Annotated in this window: 19 protein-coding genes; 8 read left to right on the top strand and 11 right to left on the bottom strand. The window is 48.5% G+C overall.

Annotation, left to right across the window (positions count from 1 at the left end; genetic code table 11):
• Nucleotides 1–101 precede the first annotated feature (101 nt).
• The gene (locus H6629_20235; GenBank protein MCB9070111.1) at nt 102–614 is read left to right on the top strand and encodes a PorT family protein; all 513 of its coding nucleotides are present in this window, start codon (nt 102–104) and stop codon (nt 612–614) included.
• Between the two features lie 241 nt (nt 615–855).
• On the opposite strand, the gene H6629_20230 is transcribed toward H6629_20235, so the two are convergent.
• On the bottom strand, nt 856–1,389 hold the full coding sequence (locus H6629_20230) for a hypothetical protein (GenBank protein ID MCB9070110.1): 534 nt from the start codon (nt 1,387–1,389) through the stop codon (nt 856–858).
• Between the two features lie 100 nt (nt 1,390–1,489).
• Nucleotides 1,490–3,205, bottom strand: a complete 1,716-nt coding sequence (locus H6629_20225) for an OPT/YSL family transporter (protein MCB9070109.1) — start codon at nt 3,203–3,205, stop codon at nt 1,490–1,492.
• Between the two features lie 372 nt (nt 3,206–3,577).
• Between H6629_20225 and miaB the strand changes: the two genes are divergently transcribed.
• From miaB to H6629_20210, 3 genes are all read left to right on the top strand, one after another.
• Nucleotides 3,578–4,909 carry a tRNA (N6-isopentenyl adenosine(37)-C2)-methylthiotransferase MiaB gene (gene miaB, locus H6629_20220; GenBank protein MCB9070108.1) on the top strand — a complete coding sequence of 444 codons (1,332 nt, stop codon included), beginning with the start codon at nt 3,578–3,580 and terminating at the stop codon, nt 4,907–4,909.
• 248 nt (nt 4,910–5,157) lie between these two features.
• Entirely contained in the window at nt 5,158–5,793 is a 636-nt protein-coding gene (locus tag H6629_20215) for a lysoplasmalogenase (GenBank protein ID MCB9070107.1), read from the top strand.
• Nucleotides 5,794–5,971: 178 nt separating this feature from the next.
• The gene (locus tag H6629_20210) at nt 5,972–7,222 is read left to right on the top strand and encodes a serine hydrolase (protein ID MCB9070106.1); all 1,251 of its coding nucleotides are present in this window, start codon (nt 5,972–5,974) and stop codon (nt 7,220–7,222) included.
• A gap of 54 nt (nt 7,223–7,276) precedes the next feature.
• Here H6629_20210 and H6629_20205 read toward each other — a convergent pair whose 3' ends face one another.
• From H6629_20205 to H6629_20195, 3 genes are all read right to left on the bottom strand, one after another.
• Nucleotides 7,277–8,197 carry a serine hydrolase gene (locus tag H6629_20205; protein ID MCB9070105.1) on the bottom strand — a complete coding sequence of 307 codons (921 nt, stop codon included), beginning with the start codon at nt 8,195–8,197 and terminating at the stop codon, nt 7,277–7,279.
• 200 nt (nt 8,198–8,397) lie between these two features.
• Nucleotides 8,398–9,258, bottom strand: a complete 861-nt coding sequence (locus tag H6629_20200; protein ID MCB9070104.1) for a fructosamine kinase family protein — start codon at nt 9,256–9,258, stop codon at nt 8,398–8,400.
• A 68-nt stretch (nt 9,259–9,326) separates the two neighbouring features.
• The gene (locus H6629_20195; GenBank protein MCB9070103.1) at nt 9,327–9,800 is read right to left on the bottom strand and encodes a low molecular weight phosphotyrosine protein phosphatase; all 474 of its coding nucleotides are present in this window, start codon (nt 9,798–9,800) and stop codon (nt 9,327–9,329) included.
• A 97-nt stretch (nt 9,801–9,897) separates the two neighbouring features.
• On the opposite strand from H6629_20195, the gene H6629_20190 reads away from it, so the two are divergent.
• On the top strand, nt 9,898–10,581 hold the full coding sequence (locus tag H6629_20190) for a GPP34 family phosphoprotein (protein ID MCB9070102.1): 684 nt from the start codon (nt 9,898–9,900) through the stop codon (nt 10,579–10,581).
• On the opposite strand, the gene H6629_20185 is transcribed toward H6629_20190, so the two are convergent.
• Nucleotides 10,582–10,944 (bottom strand): YraN family protein, encoded by a 363-nt coding sequence (locus tag H6629_20185; GenBank protein MCB9070101.1) that lies wholly within the window; start codon nt 10,942–10,944, stop codon nt 10,582–10,584. It abuts the gene before it with no gap.
• A gap of 83 nt (nt 10,945–11,027) precedes the next feature.
• Between H6629_20185 and H6629_20180 the strand changes: the two genes are divergently transcribed.
• Entirely contained in the window at nt 11,028–11,885 is an 858-nt protein-coding gene (locus tag H6629_20180) for a methylated-DNA--[protein]-cysteine S-methyltransferase (GenBank protein MCB9070100.1), read from the top strand.
• Here the strand turns inward: H6629_20180 and H6629_20175 are convergent.
• The 5 genes from H6629_20175 to H6629_20155 form a co-directional block, all read right to left on the bottom strand.
• Nucleotides 11,875–12,414 carry a gamma carbonic anhydrase family protein gene (locus H6629_20175; protein MCB9070099.1) on the bottom strand — a complete coding sequence of 180 codons (540 nt, stop codon included), beginning with the start codon at nt 12,412–12,414 and terminating at the stop codon, nt 11,875–11,877. The two genes, H6629_20180 and H6629_20175, sit on opposite strands and share 11 nt — an antisense overlap.
• Nucleotides 12,401–14,590: a polyphosphate kinase 1 gene (gene ppk1 / locus H6629_20170; protein ID MCB9070098.1), complete on the bottom strand. Its 2,190-nt coding sequence runs from the start codon at nt 14,588–14,590 to the stop codon at nt 12,401–12,403. The genes H6629_20175 and ppk1 overlap by 14 nt, the downstream gene beginning before the upstream one ends.
• A 129-nt stretch (nt 14,591–14,719) precedes the next feature.
• Nucleotides 14,720–15,463: an AAA family ATPase gene (locus tag H6629_20165; GenBank protein MCB9070097.1), complete on the bottom strand. Its 744-nt coding sequence runs from the start codon at nt 15,461–15,463 to the stop codon at nt 14,720–14,722.
• Between the two features lie 90 nt (nt 15,464–15,553).
• Nucleotides 15,554–17,068 (bottom strand): CHAD domain-containing protein, encoded by a 1,515-nt coding sequence (locus H6629_20160; GenBank protein ID MCB9070096.1) that lies wholly within the window; start codon nt 17,066–17,068, stop codon nt 15,554–15,556.
• Nucleotides 17,069–17,110: 42 nt separating this feature from the next.
• Nucleotides 17,111–18,619: a phosphate--AMP phosphotransferase gene (locus tag H6629_20155; protein MCB9070095.1), complete on the bottom strand. Its 1,509-nt coding sequence runs from the start codon at nt 18,617–18,619 to the stop codon at nt 17,111–17,113.
• Nucleotides 18,620–18,923: 304 nt separating this feature from the next.
• Between H6629_20155 and H6629_20150 the strand changes: the two genes are divergently transcribed.
• Together H6629_20150 and H6629_20145 are read left to right on the top strand one after the other, a co-directional pair.
• Nucleotides 18,924–19,760 carry a hypothetical protein gene (locus H6629_20150; GenBank protein ID MCB9070094.1) on the top strand — a complete coding sequence of 279 codons (837 nt, stop codon included), beginning with the start codon at nt 18,924–18,926 and terminating at the stop codon, nt 19,758–19,760.
• A 261-nt stretch (nt 19,761–20,021) separates the two neighbouring features.
• The gene (locus H6629_20145) at nt 20,022–23,354 is read left to right on the top strand and encodes a tetratricopeptide repeat protein (GenBank protein MCB9070093.1); all 3,333 of its coding nucleotides are present in this window, start codon (nt 20,022–20,024) and stop codon (nt 23,352–23,354) included.
• Nucleotides 23,355–23,464 lie beyond the last annotated feature (110 nt).

Raw genomic sequence — 23,464 nt, 5'->3', positions numbered from 1 at the left:
TTATGATACTAAATTCGGTCAGTGCTACAAGGACGAGGTCCTATTGTTTGAAACTTCCCTCTAAATAAAATTTATATCAAATTAACGTATGGAGAAATATCATGAAAATACGTATTTTAGCTATTATGGTTGTTTCTGCATGCTTGATTCTAACAACAGTTTCTAAAGCACAACCAACCTTTGTTAAAGGCGTAAAAGCGGGATTGAACATCGCAACAATAGGCGGTGATGACATCTCCGATGTGGACTCAAGAACCGGATTTGCTGCCGGATTGTTTGGTGAGATTGGCATCGACAAAATGTTTGCAATTCAACCGGAAGTATATTACTCAATGCAGGGTGCCAAATCGAAAGAGGATATTAACGGAACCACGGTTGATGTAACGATGAAGTTAGACTACATCCAAATACCGGTATTATTCAAATTCATTATCCCGGTCGAAGGCAGCACTGTAAAACCAAACATTTCGCCGGACCGGCGCTGGGTATCAAAGCTTCATCGAAAGTCAAAGCCGAAGCAAACGGGATTCTTTGAGGAAGATATCGAAGATATCAAAGTACGGATTTTAACCTCGTGTTCGGCGGGGGTATCAATATTGGAGCCGGTAAAATGACGGTTGGATTTGATGACGCTATTTACTCGCCTGAGTTCCTTTGATGATTCTGCCGATGAAGCAGACGTTAAGAACCAGGTAATTGCAATCGGCGCATCAATTGGTTTCTAATCATTGACGAAGCTTAGTTGTTGTTTTAGCTAGGCTTAGATACCCATAAAAAACGCATAGCGGTTATTATTGCCGCTATGCGTTTTTTATTGAACCGTGAAATCACATCAAAGCTGTTACCGGCAAGAATTTATTTTCCGGTAAATTTGTTCAACAACTTTTGCGCTTCCTCAAATTGCTCCTGCGCCCGCCCGATATACTCATTCACTTCGTCGATATATCCATCCGCGGAAGCCGACCAAACCCGGTTAAGATAGCGTTCGCCACCGGCGAAATGATTCATCACATCCGCATAATTTGCCAAACCGTGCACATGCGCAATGGTTTCCCGCGCTTCTGCAAACGCATCGAGATCTTCCAGCAAGAGCGCATCGATTTTTTTGTGCATATCATAGGTATGAATTTTGTCTTTGTCGCGATTCAATTGGGAAACATTTTTTACGAGATTTGCGATGCTGCGATCAATTACGCCTAAATTTTCGCTCACTTTGCCGCTTTCCTGTGCAGCCTGTTTGTTGCCCATTCGCACAATCACAACGCCGACGATACCGACAACCAGCATCGGTAAAAAGTAGTTCCATTCGACCAGTTTCGGGTCCAGCGAAGTAAGATACGATCCGCCCAAAAAGCCGGCAGCAATCAAAATAAAACCAAATAATTTCATTCTTAAATTCCTCTATGTTAAAGCCATTAGCGATCAGCTATTTGCCTTCTTCACTTTATCCTTTATCATTTATCCTTTTCCATTATTCCGTGCCGCTGCATCAGCCACCCATCGCACCCTGAATCACTTTCACCATTGCGAAACCGACACCGACCAGCGCTTCGCCGACGATCAAACCGGCGGCAACCGGAATACCGATATCTTCGCTAAAACGATGACCTTTCACACGATCCAAAACCACTCGCCCGAGCGTGCCGAGGCTGTAAGTAAGCACAATATTGAACGGCAGGTAAAATCCCAATCCAACCAAAATTCCCAGTCCGCCGATGCCGCTGAAACTGAGCAACGCGCCCAAACCTGCGCCGGCGAGATATTTCATTCGAGGCACATCGCCGCCCAAAATGCCTTCAATTACGCTGGCAAGCGCCTGTCCCTGCGGCGCAGGCAATTTTTCGCTGCCCAAACCATCTGCCTGATGCAAAATAAATATCAGCGTCATCACCAAAATCGGACCGAGCCAACTGCCCAAAAACTGTCCGATTTGCTGTTTTTTGGGCGTCGCGCCAACAAGGTATCCGGTTTTCAAATCGAGCATCAAATCTGTAGCTTGCGCCATTGCGACACATGCGGCAGCACCGACAGTAACCGCAGAAATAATTGCTGCGCTATCAGCAATGCCGCTGGCGATAAAAATAAAAATGGTAATTGCGATGAGTGTCATCCCGCTGAGCGGCGACCAGTTGGTACGCCCGATGCATTCGGATAAAATAACGCCGGCAATCCAGATCCAGAGCGTGCCCATAATGGCCATCAATCCGCCACGAACCAGCCCGATTTCCCGCGTTGAAGTTACCGCAATGATGAACAGTAAAATCGCTGCACCGACAATTGCGAAATACAAAAACTTGATGGGCATTTCATCTTTCGAGAGTCCGGTGCCCATTTTTGCGGCGTTCTGCATGCTGCGAATCGCGCTGACGATCAGCGGGAAGGCCAGTAAAATTCCGGCAACTGCGCCGCCGATCAACATCCCGATACCCACCGGACGAAACAATTCCACCCGCAAGGTATTCGGGTTGACATCTGCCAAAATATGCCCCTGCGCCGCTAAAATCGGCGCCAAAATCCAGTAACACACATAACCGCCAATAATGAAAAATACGCCGCCGCGACCGGCGATGAACGCCACACCGAGCGTCAGCATCGATACGTACCAAACGCCGTTCATGTAGCCGGGCATCCCGATTATGGCGCCTAATTCCCAGTTTTCAAATCCGGTGGACAGCGAAAGAAAATGCACAATCCCGCTGATCGCCGCGCCGCCAAGCATGAACATGGCTTTGCGCATGCCCGCGCCGGGTGATTTCAAGATTGCAGCTACCGCTACACCGCCGGGATAGGTAAGTCTTTCATAATCAATCATTTGTTTACGCAATGGAATGATGAATGCGATACCCAAAACAGCGCCAGCCATACAGCCAAAAACCATCAGTATCGGGTTGAAACTGGTTTCGCCGAGAATAAACAGCGCCGGTACAGAAAACATCATCCCCGCCGAAGCGCCGTTTACGCCGCTGGCGATCGTCTGGTTGATGTTGTTTTCCACAATGCTCGATCGCTTCATGATGCCGCGCAAAATCCCGAAGCCTAAAATTGCCGCCAGTTCCGATCCTTCGATTGAAAAGCCCAGAATCAGACTGGCGTAACCAATACTCAACGTAATAATTGCACCCAAAAAATAGCCCACAAGAATCGCCGGCCAGGTGAGTTCCGGGTATGGCCCGCGCCGGATAACCCGTTGATCAGTCGTCGCCACAGTTTTCTCCCTTTTTAATTGTTAACCGTCAGTTGCAGGATAATTCCCGATTAGTTCGTGATTAACCTGAATATGGGGATTCCTGCCATCGCAGGAATGACAATATTCCGGTCACTCCTGCTCCGATGGAGTGCCTTTCGGCGTGGCGGCAGGAGTCGCCTGAATCCAAAAACAACCGGATTTCAAAAATGTAACATCCAATCCAGCTTACAAATTTTCAACAAGTTATCGCAATCGTTGGAAATATTCAAGCGCTTCCGGCAATCGATTTTTTGCGTTTGCAAAATCCTGCCGAGTTAATTTTTTCTTTGTTCATCCGGCGAAAGGTTGTAAATTTTTGGGCTATTGGAAAAAATTTTTAGGAATGATCGGATGAAAAAAGTCTTTATCGAAACATACGGCTGCCAGATGAACGTGTATGATACGGAAATCGTGAAATCCGTGCTGGCGGAAAGCGGCTACGAACTGACCCAAACGGAAACGGATGCGGACATCGTGCTGCTGAACACCTGCTCCGTTCGGGAAAACGCCAACAACAAAGTTTTCAGCCGGATCAATAGGATCCAGTCTGAACGCAACGGAAAAGGTAAAGCGCAGGTCGGAATTTTGGGCTGCATGGCCACCAATTTCCGCAAACAATTGCTGGAAAATCCCAAATTGCCCATCGATTTTATCGCCGGACCGGACAGCTACAAACGCCTTCCGCAACTGCTGGCAGATATGGATGTCAACGGAAATGATGCAAAAAATTGGGACGTAACCCTATCAGAATTTGAAACTTACAGCGATGTCTATCCCACCCAGACAGAAGGTGTGAACGCATGGATTGCCGTGATGCGCGGCTGCGATAACTTCTGCACCTTTTGCGTTGTGCCTTACACCCGTGGTCGCGAACGCAGCCGATCCCCTCAAAACGTGGTGGACGAAGCTAAACGACTGGCCGAACAGGGCTTTCGCCAGATCACGCTGCTCGGGCAAAACGTCAATTCTTACAAATTTGAAGGCAACGATTTCGCGTATTTATTGGAAAAAGTGAGCGAAGTTGAGGGCATCGAGCGCATCCGCTTTACCTCCCCGCACCCGAAAGATTTCCCGCGCCCACTGCTGAAAGTGATTGCCGAAAATCCCAAATTGTGCAAACAGATTCATCTGCCGCTGCAAGCCGGCAACGACCGCGTTTTGGAAATGATGAACCGCACCTACACCCAAAAAGAATATCTCGATCTCGTTGATGAGATTCGCGAGTTGTATCCGCAAATGGCGCTCAGCACGGATATTATCGTGGGATTCCCCACCGAAACCGACGCCGAATTTGCGGAAACGCTGAACGTGATGGAAGCTGTGCAATACGATTCCGCGTTCATTTTCAAATATTCCGAACGCCCGCAAACCATTGCCAAACGCAAATTTCCGGACGACGTGCCCGAGCCGGTAAAAACCGAACGCATCGTGAAATTGAACGAGATCCAGCGGCGCCATTCCTACCAAAAAAACCTGGCGCACATCGGGCAAATTCACGAAGTGCTGATCGATCAGGAATTCACCAAAAAATCTGCAGATGAATTTCAGGGTCGCAACGATGCCAACAAAATCGTGATTTTCCCGAAAGGCGATTTTCGCCGCGGTCAGTTTGTGAACGTGGAAATCACCGACGCCACCGTGAATATTTTGCGCGGAAAAGTGGTCGAAGTGTTGAATAAATAGGTAGTTACCAAAATTTTCCATTTGCGGATTGCGTTTTTTTATCCACAACTGGTGTTGCCTTGTCCGAGCGCTTTTATCGGGCATCCGGAATATTGAAGCTTTTGATTCCCGCTTAAAGATTGCGGGAATGACATAAAATGATCTCCGAATCATGTATTTGTTCCCGGCTAAACTTTATCTCTTTCCAATCAAATTGGGATTTGGGATGCAGAAAATCCCTCCTTTTACCACAGAAACGAATTACGAAAATGCCCGAAATCATCTTGCCAACCGCCATTTTTCTTTCTGCTGCGCTGAACATTCGCGCCGAATATTCCGGTCCGCGCTGGCAGGTGTATTTGTTCAAGCCGCTGACGACAATTGCTATTTTACTGCTCGCCGGTTCGCTCGTTTGTGCGGATGCAACCTATCAGCAATGGATTTTGCTCGGGTTGCTGTTCTCGCTGTTCGGCGATATTTTTTTGATGCTGCCGGGCGATCGCTTTATTCCCGGTTTGGTCAGTTTTTTGATCGCGCATCTGTTTTATATTGCGGCATTTTCCCGGGAAATTGTGCCGTTTGACAGCATCATCTTTTTGGTGATATTTTTTCTCGCGGCAGGATTATTTGTGGCTTACGCATGGCGGCATCTCGGAAAAATGCGAATACCGGTTGCAATTTACGCGACGGCAATCGCTTCGATGGGCTGGCTGGCTGCCGCACGGTGGGATCAACTGCAATCGCCGGCTGCGCTTTGGGGAATGATCGGCGCAATTCTGTTCGTCATTTCCGATACTTCGCTGGCGTTCAACCGTTTCGTGAAACGATTTCGCAATGCGCAATTGCTCATTCTCTCGACGTATTTTATTGCCCAATACCTCATCGCGCGATCGGTTGTGTTTTAGGATTTTTTTGCCGCAAAGGCGCAAGATCGCGATTTTTTTTATACTCGTTGCGAAGCTCCTGCTTCGCAACGCTAAAGGTGTCAGTGTAATTCAAAATCTTTCTTTGTGTGCTTTGCACCTTTGCGGCAACATTCCATCGCACGTTTATCAAACTTGACTGAAAACTGGGAATCGAAATATGCAAAAACCAATCTATAAATTGCTGTTAATATTGAGTTTGTTTGCAAGTGATTTTTTGCAGGCATATCCGTATGACGGATATTTGATCACCGGCATTCGCAGATTGTTGCGACTGCAACTGGTGATGAACGGCGAGTTGCGCGGCACCAAACCGCCGTCCGGTGGGCAGAAAAGCATCGGCGATATGTTGCTAAATCTGCAAAACGAACGGGGCGACAGCCTGGCAAGTTTGCCACCTGTCAGCGAAGATTTTCAGAAAAAAATCGATGCGCTGTTCCCCAATCGTGACGAAAGCTATTCTGTTTCCGTGCTGGAAGTAACGCCCGGAAAACCGGTTCGCTACGCCGAACGGCAGGCGGATCGCGAATTTAATCCCGGCAGCGTTGGCAAGCTTGCGATTGCCGCCGGATTGTTCACCGAACTCCAGCGGCTGTTCCCGGATGCACCGGAAAAACGCATCGAACTGATGCGAAACCGCATGATTATCGCCGATCAATGGGCGATGCCCAACCATCACGAAGTACCGGTTTACAATGTCGAAACCAAAGCATTTGCCGTGCGTGCCGTGCGGATTGGCGACACGTTTTCGCTATACGAATGGACGGATCACATGCTTTCCGCCAGTTCCAACGCCGCAGCCAGCACCGTTTGGAAAGAGATGCTGTTAATGCGTCAATTTGGCGAAAATTACCCACCATCACTCGAGCAGGAAGCCGAATTTTTCAAAAATACCCGCAAGGATTCGCTGAAAATCATGGCGCTTTCGGTTGTGAACGACCCGCTTCGTGCCGTCGGCATTACCGAAAACGAGTGGCAATTGGGCAGCTTTTTCACCGCAACCGGACAAAACCGTGTGCCCGGCGCACGCAGTTACGCCACACCTCGCGCGTTGATGAAATATCTGGTTGCGATGGAACGGGGCAAGCTGGTGGATTCGTGGTCAAGCCTGGAAATCAAACGAATGTTATACCTGACCGCCCGCAGAATTCGTTATGCGGCATCGCCGCGACTGAATTCGGCAAAGGTCTATTTCAAATCCGGCAGCTTGTATAAATGCAAAAAAGAAGAGGGTTTTGAGTGCGGAAAATATCGCGGGAATGTTGATAATTATATGAATTCCGTCGCGATAGTAGAGCATGAGGATGGACGAATTTATTACGTCGCGTTGATGTCCAACGTGCTCAAAAAAAATTCCGCCGTTGAGCATCAGTCGATTGCAACATTCATCGATAAAATTTTGAGCGAATAAAAAAAGCTCCCGGAATTCCGGGAGCTTATATTTTCAATTGATAATTCTTTGTTTTTACTGAACTTCGTATGCGGCGGAATGACTGCGCAACACTTCTTCGACCGCCGGAACCAGATCACGTAAAATCTGCTCGCCTTTGGCATCTTCCACCAACCCCACCAAAATATAACGGCGCCAGTTCGGTCCCCAGCACAACATGGAATCCGCGTGCCAGTTTCGCCACGTGCCGGATTTCCGGTATATTTTGCAATCCGGCGCAACCCGTTCGATGCTGTTCACAAATTTGTGGTGCAGTTCCGGATCAACCAGATAGCCTAACATTTCTTCACTGCGCTGCCGGTTGATCAATTTGCCCATCGCCAGCAAATAATAATAGCGGCAAACCTGCGTTGCCGTTGCAGCGTGGCTGAGGTTTTTCATCGGATCGCCGTATCGCTGCCCGCCTTTGGCATACGGACGTCCCACCCACAATCCGCCGCCGTAACGCGTATCGTAAAATTGGTTGTGTGGATTGCGGAGCACTTTCTCGATATATTTTGCGCCACCGACCATTCGGTACATCCGGGTTGCAGCTTGATTATTCGATTGGCTGATCATGATACGCAGATCATTTTGCACATCCTGCGTATTCGGGATTTTCCCTTCCTCAATGGCATTTTCCGCAGCCAATAATATCGCCAGCTTTGGCAAACTGGCTGCGTACATCATCTGGTTGCCGTTGACTCTGGCAAATTTTACATTTTCGGGATCACTCAAATCTACCAAACCGACAGCCAGCCGTTTGTCTGCCATCAATTTCGCCCAAAGGGGATTTTGCTGCAACCGTGCTTCGAGAGATTTTTGAAACTGGGGATCGACCAAATTACGGAGTGGTTTTACGTCGTGATCCGGGATGGAAAGTGGTAAATACGGGTGGTCTGCTGTTGCCTGAGCAGCCACCGGACGACAAAAAAAAGCAAATGCCCAAAACACCATCACCAAAAAAATTTGACGCGACTGCACTTCAGTCATAGGTGCCTTTCTAACTAATGGTAATTCTTGGCTTCGCTGCTGCTTCCTTGTATTATCAAACTTCCTGAAAAATTGCCCTGCAAACAAGTTACGGACAATCAAGCAAAGCCCGGACAACATATTTTAGTCCGTTCTTATAATATACGAAATTTTTTAAGATTGCATCAGAAATAATTTCGTAACAGCGAAATTGCCTGGCTGTAATACCCGCGGCCAAACAGGTTGAGATGGTTTAACACATGATACAATTTGTATAAATTTTCCCGTTCCCGCCAGCCATCCGGCAATGGAAAAGCCTCGCGATAGGCTGCGTAAAAGGATTCGCTGAAACCGCCGAACAGTTGTGTCATTGCCAAATCTGCTTCGCGGTGACCATAATATGCCGCCGGATCGATGAGTACCGGTTCATTATTTTCATCCGCTAAAAAATTGCCGCTCCACAAATCGCCGTGCAACAGCGATGGCGGCTCTTCGCTGCCAGCCAGCAAATCAGCAATTGCAGATTCCAGTTTTCCGAATAATTTGGTCAGATCAGGCGTGGCGTAACCGCGTTTTTCCGCAAGTTTGTATTGGAACAGCAGGCGCTTTTCCCAAAAAAATTCTGCCCAATTTTGGGCAGATTTGCCTGCTGCAAGATTGATTTGCGGCGTTGCACCAATGAAGTTATCTTCATAAAAACCAAATGTTTCCGCATGATGGCGATGCAATTCTGCAAACTGACGCCCGAAACGTTCGAAGAAATCGCCTCGCGGATTTCCGGTGGAAATATTTTCCAGCAGCAACATTTCGCCGGTCACATGCAGCACTTCCGGCACGCGAATGGCGCCGGATTTGCGCAATTCCGCCAACCCGTTTGCCTCTACAGGAAACATTTTTGGATGATTCGCACCGGTTTTCAAAAACACTTCGCGACCGGAAGCAAAGCGAATCCGGCTGGTGCTGGCAATGCTCCCGCCACCGACACCACTTTTTTGGGCGATCGGCTCACCGGCCCATGTTTCAATTTGTTTGTGTAAATTTGTCATAATTGAGTTTGTGGATCAGAAGTAGCGGTAATTCATGAATTACCGCTACTATCTATCCTGTCCAAAATTTACAGCGTTTTTTTGATGTGCTCGAGAAGTCCGGCGCAGGCGTCTTCCAGCAAATCGAGTACGTGTTCAAATCCCTGTGCACCGCCGTAATACGGATCGGGCACTTCGGTTTCCCGGCAATTTTGGCAAAAATCGGTCATTTTCACAATTTTATGCGCAAATGATCCGCTGCGATCCAGTGATTTCAAATCTCGAACGTTGTCGTCATCCATCGCCACAATTAAATCGAAGGTCTCAAAATCGACCGGAGACTGGAATTGGCGCGAGCGGCTGGTGAGCGAATAACCGCGATTGTCCGCCGTTTGGCGCATACGCCGATCCGCTTTTTCACCGATGTGCCACCCGGAAGTTCCGGCAGAATCTATTTTTATGGCATCGGCCAGCCCCGCTTTTTCGACCATCGATTGCATCACACCTTCCGCGGCGGGTGACCGGCAAATATTTCCCAAACATACAAAAACGATCCGTTTCATCAGCTTTCTCTAAAATTATTTAACAAACTTTTTTAGCCATTTTGCGTCAAATATATAGGTACGATTTGATCAGTTTAACTCAAAATATAAAATTATCATGAAAAATATAACAGTAGAACTCACCCTGCCCGAAAAAGTTTTGTTATTAGCATTTCACGACCAAAAAGGCACGGTAATTTTCAACGCGTCGCATGCGTTACCGCACGGATTGGCTGGCGCCGCACTGATGGAACTGACGTTTCGCGAATGCCTGTCGGTCGTCAACAAAAATATTGTAGTTGCCGATGACCGGGAAACCGGCGATCCGCTGCTGGACGATGTGCTGCGGCTCATCCGCGAATCTGCGCGACCGCGCTCTCCAAAATATTGGGTTGCCCGGATTTACATGAAATTTTCGGACATCAAAAAACGGGTTGCCCGGCAACTGGTCGAAAAAGGCATTCTTCGCGATGACGAGCAGCGATTCCTGCACTTTTTTGCAACGCATCGTTATCCGATGATCGACAGCCGGCAGGAAACGCTGGTTCGGCAACAGCTTCACGCTGTCGTGCTGAACAACGCGCCCGCTGATGCGGAAACGATGGCGCTGCTCAGCCTCGTCAAAGCCTGCGGATTGGTCGAGGAGGTTTTCGCGAAACCGGAGCGCCGGCTGGCAAAGCAGCGCATTCGCATGCTGATCAGCGATGATCCGGTTGGCGATGCCGTTTCCGAAAGCGTGCAAGCCGCTGTTGTCGCAACGGTAACCGGCGCAATTACGGCAAATACGGTTATTCATTCCTGATCAGAAATAGAACGCGTTCCGGTAATGGCGGATTTCGTGCCGTTCCCGGCTGCCGTCGATGATCACTGCGTCGAACCGGAAATCGCAGTCCAGTTTGGGATTTTCCGCGATAAACTGATTGGCAATTTTATACAATTGGCGCTGCTTCGCGGGCGTTATCCGTTCCTCCGGCGGTCCGAATTTGTGTGAATTTCCCGTTTTCACCTCCACAAAAACGATGCAATTTTTCTCCCGCGCGATGATATCGATTTCCCCGCGCGCCGCACGAAAGTTGCGCATCAGAATTGTGAAACCGTTTTCCAGCAAAAATTTCTCCGCGATATCCTCTCCCCAATCGCCAAATTCTTTCCGGTAGTGACTCATTTTTTCTCCGTTTTCGATAAACATCCGCAAGAAGCGGGTGGTTTTTCCGTTGCAGAATCGCTATTATTTTGATAAAAAAAGGAATGACCATGAATTTAGAACAGCTTTCCAGCGATTACCGGCGCATCGAAACGGCGATCAACTATCTCGAAACGCACCATCGCGAACAGCCGGATTTGCAGTCGGTTGCCGCTGCCGCCAATCTCAGCGAATACCATTTTCAGCGATTGTTCAGCCGTTGGGTGGGCATCAGCCCGAAACGTTTTTTGCAATTTTTGACCAAAGAGCACGCCAAACAATTGCTCGCACAATCACACAGCGTTCTGGATGCCAGCTTCGAAAGCGGGATGAGCGGCCCCGGACGGCTGCACGATTTGTTCGTGCAATGCGAAGCCGTAACGCCCGGCGAATACAAACAGCACGGCGCCGGTATCGATATCCAATACGGTTTTCATCCCTCGCCTTTTGGTGAATGTTTGCTGGCGGTTTCCGATCGCGGAATTACCAATTTAATGTTTGTGCGGGAAACCTCCAAAAATTTGCTGGATGAATTGCAACACCGCTGGAAACATGCGAATCTGGTGCAAAATCAGTCGAGAACCGGCGAGATGCTGCAACATATTTTTCGCGATGACCAAACGCCGCAGGCACCGCTGCATTTGTATTTGAAAGGCACCAATTTTCAGATGAAAGTGTGGGAAGCACTGCTGCGAATTCCCTCGGGACAGGTGATATCGTACGAAGCGATTGCGACAGCGATCAACCAGCCGACGGCGGTTCGCGCAGTTGCCAGCGCCGTGGGGAAAAACCCCGTAGCTTACCTGATTCCATGCCATCGGGTAATTCGTAAATCCGGTGCATTTAATGAATATCGTTGGGGAAGCGCTCGCAAAAAAGCGATGCTGTTGTGGGAGGACAGCCGCGTAACCGCTACTCCGTAGCGGCAAATCCTTTTTCGCGGTGTTTTTGGGCGACTTTCACATATTTTTCAGCCCAGAGCAAATTTTTTTCATAACTGGATTCGTCCATCGTGCGGATGCATTTGGCAGGAATTCCGGCCATCAGCGAATACGGTTCAACAATCGAATGCTCGCGAACCACCGCGCCTGCGGCAATCACGCTGCCGCGTTTCACCACCGCACCGGAAAGAACGATGGCGCCCATGCCGATCAGACAACCCGGCTCGATGTGGCAACCGTGTAAAATCGCGCCGTGCCCTACCGTCACATCGTTTTCGACAACGCAGGGCAAATCGTTTTCCAGATGCAAAATGCAGCCATCCTGGATATTGCTGCGCTCACCGATGGAAATATAATTGATATCGCCGCGAACCACGCAATTATACCAGATCGACGCGTGCGCCGCCAGCCGAACATCGCCCATCACCTGCGCGCCGCGCGCGATAAACGCGGTCGGGTGAACGGTCGGCGAAAATTCCAGCGTATGGGGTGGTAAATCAGTCTTTTTCATGATTAGCTTCAACGGTTTCGATGGATAAATCATTAAAATTTTTGACATTCGGCAGCGTGCCGTTGGTGTTGCAATCCGCAATTCTGGGCAGCAAATCACTCAATTTTGGGCGTTTGCCGTTATTTTCGAGAATCAGCCGGTAGTATTCGTGCAGCACTTCCTGCGCCCGAACTTTGCAGATTTCATCCTGCCGGCTGTATTCGTTTTTCAATTTTGCGTCCAACACCCGGGCTTTTACATTTCCACGCCAGTGAATTTCCAGATAATCCCGCAATTCAGCGCGAATATTTTTGTCGTAAACCGGACAGGCAACTTCCACCCGGTTATCCAGATTGCGCGGCATCCAGTCTGCGGAAGATAGAAAAATCTGCTCTTTTCCGCCATCGGCAAATAAAAAAATGCGCGTGTGTTCCAGATAGCGATCGATCGTTCCGGTTGCCGCGATATTCTCGCTCATTTCCGGAACGCCCGGCACAACCGAAAACATCCCGCGAATCATCAGCCGGATGACTACGCCCGCCTGGCTTGCTTTATACAATTTTTTGATAATTTTCGGATCGGTCAGATTATTCAATTTCGCGATGATATACGCCGGTTTTCCCTTTTTCGCGTTGGAAATCTCGTTCTGGATGAGCTTTTCCCAGCGTTTGCGCATGTTGAACGGCGCCACCAGCAGGTGCCGGAAAGTTGTTTGCACAAAGTTGATTTCCAACGCTTCGAACACTTTTTGCACTTCGCCGGTCAGTCGCGGGTCTGCGCTCAGCAGCGCGTGATCGGTGTATAATTTTGCGGTCGATTCGTTGAAATTCCCGGTTCCGATATTCACGTAACGGGTAATTTTATCGCCGATTTTGCGGGTCACCAAAATCAATTTGCCGTGCACCTTAAATTTCGGCGGACTGAAAATCACCCGGATATTTTCGTCGCGGAGCACTTTTGCCCAATAAATATTCGCTTCTTCATCGAAACGGGCTTTCAGCTCCATCACAACCGTCACTTCTTTCCCGTTTTTCGCGGCGTTGATCAGCGCGTTCACCACTTTGGATTTTCCCGCCAGCCGGTAAATGGTGATGTGAACCGACCGCACATGCGGATCGATCGCCGCTTCGCGCAGAAAATAAATCACGTGCACAAATGTTTGGTAGGGATAGCTCAGCAAAATATCCTGTTTGGCGATAGCTGCCAGAATGCTTTCGTGATTATCCAGATTGGGATGCGGCAGCGGTGCGTGCGGTTCGTATTGCAAACTCGCCGGACCAATTTTCGGGAAGCCGAGAAAATCCTTGAAATTGTGATAGCGCGAACCCGGGATAAAATTGCTGTTCACCTGATCCGGGTGGATTTGCTGGATCAGGTATTTGAGAAATTTGCCGGGAATTTCGTGATCAAAAATGAAACGAACCGGTGTTCCGGATTTCCGTTTGGAAATGCCTTTGGAAATTTTTTTGAGCAAACTTTCGGAGAGATCGTCATCGAGATCGATCTCCGCATCGCGAGTTAATTTGATGGTGAACGCATCGAATCGGTCGTATTTGAAAATCGCAAAAATGGCATCGAGATTGAATCGAATGACATCATCGAGCAGGATAATACATTGTTTTTCCCCGACTTGCGGCAGAATCACAAATCGCGACAGCGTTGCCGTCGGCACTTCGATCAGCGCATGATTTTCCGATTCCGGATCATTGGATTTCCACATCCGCACGGCGAGGTAAATCGCATGATCATCCAGCTCCGGGAAATTTACCAGTTGATCGATCATCAACGGCGTGATCACACCGCGCACTTCAAACCGGAAAAAGTTGCGCACAAATTCAGCTTGCTGAACGTCCAGCTCTTTTTCGTTGATAATATAAATGTGGTGCTGCGCAAGCTCATGTTGAATATTTTGATAGATGTGTTCAAATCGCGCCTGCATGGAGAGCACATTTTTGTGAATTTCGTGCAGCACATCCTGCGGTGCATTCCCCATAATGGTGACCGCTTTTTTACCCAGCTTTTCGATGCGTTTGAGCGTCGCCACCCGCACCCGGAAAAATTCATCGAGGTTGTTCGAGAAAATCCCCAAAAATTTGATGCGTTCCAGCAGCGGCACGGTTAAATCTTCCGCTTCCTGCAGCAATCGTTCGTTAAACGATAGCCAACTGAGTTCTTTGTTGCGAATGTCTGTTCTCATAATATGCGTAGTCGTTTGTGGAAAAATGAGCGCCGGTTCCGGTTCGGAAATAGCAAATTGGATAACGTTCAAATTACAATCTTTTGGCAGCGAGTGTGTTACAATTGTGTTAAGATTTGCAGTATTCGATCATTTTGCAGGCGTTTGCAACGCTTTCCACAATTCCCGGTAAGCCTTCACCACCGGCGATCGCGGTGCGAGTAGTTGAACCGGCGTCCGGTAGATACCCATTTTTTCTACATCGGAGCGAAAAGGAATGGCAACGGGCAAAATATTGTCGTACCCGGAAATCATTTCAGCCATTACTTCGCGATGGAGCAGTTTGCGCTTTTCCACCATCGAGAAAAACGCGATTATTTTACGGGTTTTGTAGCCTTTTTTCTCAAAAAATCGCAATATTTGCTCAAAACTGCGCACGGAAAGCGTGGTGGGAATCAGCGGTACTACAATTTTATCCGCCGCGTTGAAAATGTTTTCCGACACATTGGACAGGTTCGGCGGGCAATCGAGAATGATCAAATCATAATCTTCCGCCACATCCGCCAGAATTTTAGGCAGGCGTTTTTTCGATTTTTTGGTTTCCGCCAATTCCAGATCCATACTTCGAAAACGGAAATCCGCCGGCAGCAAATCCAGATTCTCAAAATCGGTTGCCTTGATATTTTGGGCAAGCTGTTTACCGCCTTTTACAAATCCTTTAACACCGGATTTGATTTTGGGCTTCACCCGGAAATAGAATGTGGATGCAGCCTGCGGATCGAGATCGCAAATGAGCGTTCGTTGCCCGCTCTGCGCCGCCTGATACGCCAGATTTACCGAAGTTGTGGTTTTACCCACACCGCCTTTGCTGTGATAAATTGCGATTATTTGCAAAACAAAAAAGCCCGTAAGTTTATAATTTTATATTCGTTACGACACTGGTATCGTAACACCATTTCCGGGAAAGCGCCCGCTTTCCCCAAATTATTCCGCAAACAAAGATTTAAACTGCGAACGAATTTCCTGCGACGAAAATTGCGCAAATGTATCGTGAAATGCTGCCCGCATTTGCCGTTTGCGTTCGCTCAATGTGCCGATCAAACTGCCGATTGCCGCAACGGTTTGCACGCCGCTTCCTTTTTTGGAGAACAAATTCAGCCAATCGTACAGCGTATCGATCTGCACACTTAAGTCGTTGAATTTTCCAAGGTTATCCTGTAATTTTTTGAGCTGTTTAATCAACTGTTTCACCTCGCCTGCCGGAAACAGGCTTTCGAAAAATTCCAGCAGATAGCGCAATTTTTTGCAATCAATGCGCAGCGTGTGCAATTGCTCGTCCGGCGAATCTGTGCCGATGGCTTTGCCGTCTTTTATCACCCGGCGGTAGCGTTTGTAAATCCGCTGTTTTGCCAATTCAACAGCCGGCATAACCGCGTTCGGTGCCACTTCCGGTTGGGCATATTTCAGATATTTTTGCCAATCGTTCAGCAATTCCACATATTCGCTGCTGTTCAGCGCCCGACGGACTTTCCGCAACGCTTTTTTTCGCTCCGATTGCAAATGTGCGAACACCGGTTCAATTGCCGGACGAAGCTGCTCCGGGAGCAATTGGCGATACGTTGGCGCATCCATCAGATAAACATCCAAATCACGTAAATCGTTGGTTTGGCGTTGCAAATCGGCAAAAGCATTTTTGAATTTCTCAACATCGTCCGGCGGAAAAATGCCGCGAATCTGGCTCAATCCGGATCGTGTCCGGCGAATCGCCACCCGGAAATCGTGCAAAAATTCGCTGTCCAGATCGTCATTTGTGCCCTGCTCATTTTGCCGGATGATATCCAGCAATTGCCCGAAAATTTCCCGCGCAGCATCCAGCGCAGTCATTTCCTGCCGCAAATTGAGCTGCAATTTGCCGCTGTACTCACCGGGTTGCTGACCGGCGGCAGCCATAATTGCTTCAAAAGCGCTGTTGCTCGTTTCGATTGCCGGATGATCCGCAACAGCGTTCGAAAGCTGGTTGAACGCTTCGTCGTAACCGCGCAAACCGACCATCGTTAAATGATAAACCGGTTTTGATTCTGTATTCGTTAACAGCCTGTTTATACTCAACCTGGCAATTGTTTTTTCCATCGAATCCAGCACCCTGAACGATGACGTTTCGATGTGCACATCACCGCGCAGTTGCAACGCACGCATCTCCAGCAACGGCGCAATTTTCCGGCGCAAATCGCCATCGGGAAAATCTTCAGAAAATTTCGGTGAACCGGTCAGGGTTTCTGCCGCGATAACTTCATTTTGAGATAAATTGTGCAGTTCCCATTTCCGGCCGTTTTTTGCGAGTGCCAGTTGTTTGGCAAACAATCGCCAGTCAAATGTATCAAAATAACGCACCCGGCCATTGGCAGTGCTCTCTTTTTCTAAAGAAAACGGCAGACCGGATTCGCTCAACAATCGATCCAGATTCAGTTTTTCTGCGATGCGAAATTCAATTTTCAACATACATAACTCATTGTTAATATTGCGCTTATTTCGTCGATTGGATCAAGATTTTTTCTTTTCGGATTTTAATCGCTGTTCAATAGCATCGACAACCGTCTTCAGCGCTTTAACCCGTGCATACAGTTTGCAGTTGGATTCGATGATCGTCCACGGTGCGTAAGTGCTGCTGGTTCGGAACAGCATTTCGTCCACTGCGGCTTCGTACAAATCCCATTTTTCGCGATTTCGCCAATCTTCGTCGGTAATTTTGTAGCGTTTGTGGGGCGTTGCTTCGCGCAATTTGAAGCGGCGTAGCTGGGTTTCTTTGTCGATGTGCAGCCAAAATTTGACGATCACCGTGCCAAAATTGGTCAACTGCGCCTCCATTTCGTTAATTTCGCGGTAAGCGCGTTTCCACTCCGCTTCGCTGCAAAATCCTTCCACACGTTCAACCATTACCCGCCCGTACCAGCTGCGGTCAAAAATGGCAAAATGTCCGGCTTTGGGAAATTCCTTCCAAAATCGCCATAAATAATGGTGTTTGCGTTCGATATCGTTGGGTGCAGCAATCGGGATCACATCGTAACCGCGCGGGTCCATCAATTGGGTCAGCCGTTTGATGTTGCCGCCTTTTCCGGCGGCATCCCACCCTTCGTAAACGATGACCACCGGAATGCGTTTTTGATACAGCGTGTGCTCCAGTTCGCGAATGCGTTCCTGATATTTATCCAGCTCTTTTTCGTAATCTTTGCGATCCAGCGATTTATCGAGATCGACACCGGCGAGAATGGAGGTGCGCAATTCCACATCCGTGCCCGCCGCTTCAACCGGAACAGCTTCCGTTGCCTGCGCTGCTTTTTTGGCGATGTTCAGTCCATTTTCCAATTTCTGGCAAACGATCTGAAATATTTTGAGGGTTGCAAAACGCACATCATGCGATTCGACGATGTGCCATGGCGCAACGGCGGTGTCGGTTTCCGCCAGCATGTCCTCATATGCCGCGAGATACTCATCGTATTGGCGATGGCTGATCCAGTCTTCGTCGGTGATTCGCCAAACCATCGCGGGATCTTTCTGCAATTTTTTGAAGCGTTTTTTCTGCTCTTTTTGGGAAATATGCAGAAAAAATTTGATGATAATTGCACCGTCGCTGGTTAGCTGGCGTTCGAAAAAATTGATCTCGCGAAACGTGTGCTCCCATTCGGATTTCGGAAATCGACCGTTCACGCGATCCTGCGACACCCGGCGATACCAGCTCCGGTCGAGAATCGACATCCGTCCGTCTGCCGGCGTTCGTTTCCAAAATCGCCACAAAAACGGGCGAAAAGCTTCTTCCTCATTGGGCTCTCGTGCAGTAAAAACACTAAATTGGCGCGGGTCCAGCCGTAAAATCAGTCGGTTAATGAGCGTCCCTTTGCCCGCCGCTTCCCAACCTTCGAACAAAATAATTACCGGAATTTTATATTCCAGAATTTGGCGTTGCAGTTGTCCCAAATGGATTTCCAGTTCATCCATTTTTTCTTTGTAAACCGATTTTTCCAGCTTTCGGTTGAGGTCAATTTTTTTTAACATGTTCGCCCCACATTAACAATCATTGGTTTCTGTTCAAATTTTATTTGGATATTTGCTGATTCACGGAGTCATTTGAAGCCGGTTATTCCGGCAATGCAGCGATAACATGCCAAAGATATAAATTTCCGGTGCTTACGTCAATCAATATCCCAATTTTGACCCTGACAATTATCGTCCAAACGTTTCAATAAAAATACAAATATCAGGTTGGCACTGTTGTTGCCGAATACAATAACAGATGCAAGGCAGATTAACGGTGAGGGGCAAACAAAAACCGTTAACGCAAAGAAAAAGGGAGACACTTATGGATAAGCGAATGTTTAAAAGGGATTTGGTGAGCGCACGAAACAGATGGTTGCTGTTCGTGTTTCTGCCGGTTTTTCTGTTCAGTTGTTCATCCACTTACCGCAGCAGCTACACCGGGAGTGCATCCCGCGATGGCTCCGGAACCACCCGGAAAACCACCCACACAAAAGAGGAAAACAGACCATCCCAATCGACGGACAAACGTCTGGTAAAAAAATATGTAAATCCCGCTAAATTGGACGTTTACGGGTGCAGTTTTCACGGCAGTCCGGCAGTTGCGGCGCGTTCCGTTCAGCAAATTGCCCAACGGATTCAGGCGCAAAAAATATATTACAACAGCCGCGAACTCACGGATTGTTCCGGCATTTTCCACCGGTTTTTGCGGGAAATGCAAAAAACCTGCGAGCACCAGGATTTTCCGTCACCCAAAAAATACCGCAGTTCCCGCGATTTGGCGCTGTGGTATCACGAGCGCGGCTCGCTGATTTTGGTGAGCGATCCGCTGCGGATGTCGCACCTTATCCGTCCCGGAATGGTGATGTTTTATGGCAATCGCGGTAAAAAGTTCGACAAGTTTACCGAACACGACCTGAAAAATCGTAAAGAAATTCACCACATCGGGATTGTGGTTTCGGTTGAGAAAGACCGCACCGGACGGGTGATCAGCTACAAATTGTTCCACGGCCGTTCGCCGGGAAAATATGCCGCGATCACCGAATACCATTTGCGCACCCCGAGCCGCCGCAATTTGCCGCCATTCGGCAATTACGATCAACCGTGGGTTGCCATTGCGCCGTTAGTTGCCGGCGCGGTTATTTCTGAAAATATTCACTGATTTCCGCTGTTTTATTTACAAAAGGGAGCATTAATGCTCCCTTTTTTTTGCCTACCACAAAATTTTTGGCATAAAACAAATTTGTGATGTAGATTGATCGCATATTCATGTGTGGGATTTATCTTACAAATATACCAAATATGGGAGATTTGTATGCATTGCGTGAGGCAATCAGCATCCCGGTTTAGCCGACATAAACCGTTGTTATTATTGACAATTCTGCTTTTATTGATACAACCTCTTGTTGCTCAGCGTCCGGTATTGGACGATGAAACAAAATCCACAAAACTGGAAAAAGCGCGGCATCTGGATCTGGAAGTATTGAAGCTCTATCAAAACAAGCGATACCAAACGGCCATCGATTCCTCTACAGTTGCGTTGCAGCTCTATACCGATGTTTTCGGTGAAAATCATCTGGAAGTCGCCACAACTTACCAAAACATCGCCGAATTCCAATTCAATTTGCGTGAATACGCTGCGGCATTGCCAAATCTGGAAAATGCGTTGCGGATTCGCGAAAAACTGCTTCCCAAAAATCACCTACTGATTGCCGAAACCCAACGGAAACTCGGTTTGCTCAAAAGCCGGTTGGGTGAATTTGGTGCGGCAGATTCGCTGTATCAGCATGCATATCGCAGCATTTTGGTCACCCGGAAACAATATCATCCGGATATGCGCCCGCTGGCTGAGGATTTGCGGAATCTGGCAGTTCTCTACGAATCGCGGGGAAAATTGCCGCGTGCGCAGCAATTGTATGAGCAATCGTATCGGATTATTTCACTCGCAATCGGTTACAGGACTTACGATTTAACCTATTTGAGCCGTGATTTACGGGCGTTGGCGCTGCTCTATTCCAAACGCGGGGAATTATCCGACGCATCGAGTTTGTATCAAAAAACGTTGACCCAGTTCAGCCAACTGCTCAGCACTGATGATCCGGAAGTGCTGCGTTCTGCCGAAAATCTGCGGGACGTTTCCAAACAGTTTTTGGCGGAATTCAATTTCGATCAATCCGAAACGACGCTGGAAATATCTTACAAATATATCACCAATTCGTTGGGCAAAAATGATGCATATATTGCCGGATTCGGCGAGGATTACCGGGTGCTCGCCCGGGTGGAAATGACCAAAGAGAAGCTCCGCGACGCCGAAAGTCATCTTCACAGAGCCGAAGAAATATGGGATGATACCATCGACAAAATTCATCCGGACCGAATTATTTTGGCTATGGATTTTCGCGATCTTGGCAAGCTGTATCAGAAAAACAATTTGCTGCGCGATGCGGAAGCCCAGTTTGACAATAATTTCCGGATAATGGCCGTGCAATTGGGTGCAGACAACCCGGAACTCGCGGATTTTGCCAGCGATTACCGGCTGCTCGGCAAATCGGCTGAATCGATGAACGAATTGACATATGCCGAAGCATTGTTCAACCGCGCCTATAAAATTGTGATTGAAAAAGCCGGCAGCGGTCATCCGGCGTTACCGGTTATCGGGCGGGATTTTCGGGATTTGGCCGGCGCATACAATGGCAATGATGTCGATAATTACGATAAAATCAGTGCGTTGCTAAAACGCGCCATCGATGTTTTTGAGGAAAGCAACAGCGACAATCAGCAGGAAATTTTGGAAGCCTGCAACGATTTGATCGTTCTCGCCAAAGCCTACGAACGGCGCAATTATACCGGCAACGCGTTGGAAATATACCAATATGTCTTGCCGCAGATGACCCGTTTTCTTGGCGAAAACCACCCGGATGTTCTCGCAGCAAACAACGAGATAGCGCGGCTGAGGGATTCTCAAATTGTGTTTTATCAAAAACCCAAATCATTGGAAGGTCTTCCGGATCGTCCAAACCAGTTTGATGACAGATCGCCAGTTTTATCAGCCGAAAATTCACTCCCCCCCAGAGAAATGGTCATCGATGTCATTCGCTACCCGACCCTAAAAGCGCCAGAAACAGTGACACCCGCTTCCACTTTTGATGTAAAAATTTCGCTGACCACCGATTTGCTGACGCCGGAAGTGGAGATTCTCGCCGGACAATCGACCTCCCGGGGCGAACTGGTGATGCGGCTGCCCGATCGCGATAAATGGCAAATCGATGTGATTATCGCAGCGCCGCAATTTGAGGTGCTCGACGGCAAAAATATTGCCCAAATTACGCTGCCGCGTGAGGGAAATTCCAGCGAGGCAATCTATAAAATACGGGTGCCGGGGGCGGACTGTGCGCCCTCGCAGAGCACCATTTATGCAACGCTATGGCACGAAGGCACTTTTCTGGCAAAAATTTCCCGGAGGATTCTGGTTTCCGGGCTGGAAAATGAGCTGTTTGCCAGCGCCAACGAAGAAATCGAAAGTGTACCGGGTGCCCGTCCGGGCATTCGTTCAGAGCCGAATCTCCGGGGCGATCTTCCCGAAATCAACGGCGGCAGCGAAACAATTACCCAGGTGCCCAGCATCAGTCTGGCGAAAGATTACCAGACACCTGATCTGACTGTCTGGATTCTCAAAGATTTTGAAGCCGAAAACGCCGGGCGATATGAGTTGCAGATCAACTCGCCGTATTTGCAGCCGTATTCCGGAGAATTTGTCATCACCCCGCGCAGCTCGGATTGGCTGCAAAAACAAACGATGACCATCACCCGTGGCGCGGTGCCCATCAACGCGCCAACCGGCACTGTCAGCAACGAAAAACCAGCCCAACGGGTGCTGCGGTTGCAGGCTTTCGGAAAACAATTGTATAAAGAACTGGCACCAGCAGAGTTGAAAAGTGCCATCCGCGAATTGCTGCAAAAACGCGGCGACAAATTCAAATCGATCCAGATTTACACCAACAATCCCGGAATTCCCTGGGAGTTGATGCACACCACCGAAGCGATGAACGGATTCGATAAACCGGATTTTTTGGGTACGCGATTCCGCATCGCCCGATGGCACATCAGCGGCAATTTTAACGTGCTGTCCCGTCCGCCGCAGCGCAACAGAATGAACGAATTGGTGCTCATTTCACCGCGATATGAGGGCCGGATGGCGCTTCCCAGTCAACAGAAAGAAATTGCCGCGCTTCAATCAATCAACGGATTCCGGCAGGTTTCCGGCAAATTTGATCCGCTGCAGGAATTGTTCGGTAATTTTCCGTCGGGTATTATTCATTTTGCCGGTCACGGTGAAGTGCAACAAAGCTTCGAGAATATTCCGGAGTATGTTATTTTGCTGGAAGATGCCAAACTCGATCTGCTGACCTGGCGCGGCATTGCCTCCGGCTCCCCGCGTAACAACCCGTTTTTCTTTTTCAACGCCTGCGATGTCGGGCAATCGCATAACGTAGCCAATTTTGTGGATGGCTGGGCGCCAGCCGTTCTGGAAACCGGCGCCAGCGGATACATCGGCGGATTGTGGCCGCTCGGCGATGCCAGCGCTGCGGATTTCGCGGTCAGATTTTACGAAATTCTCGATGACAAATTGAAAGACGGTCCGGTAAACGTTGCCGATCTGCTCCGCGAAACCCGTAAGAATTTTACAGAAAACGGCGACCCGACCTTTCTGGCATACATCTATTACGGCGATCCCAATTTTGAGTTTGTGCGATAGAAAACTTACCCATCTGTGGTGCTCTCAAATTTTTTGAAAGCACCACACATTCTCAATTCAATCAAAAAATCCTTACTCCCCACCTATTTCGAAAACAAGTGATGTGAAAC

Source organism: Calditrichia bacterium (genome assembly GCA_020634975.1).
Lineage (GTDB): Bacteria > Calditrichota > Calditrichia > RBG-13-44-9 > J075 > JACKAQ01.
This window is presented reverse-complemented; position numbering and strand designations above follow the sequence as displayed.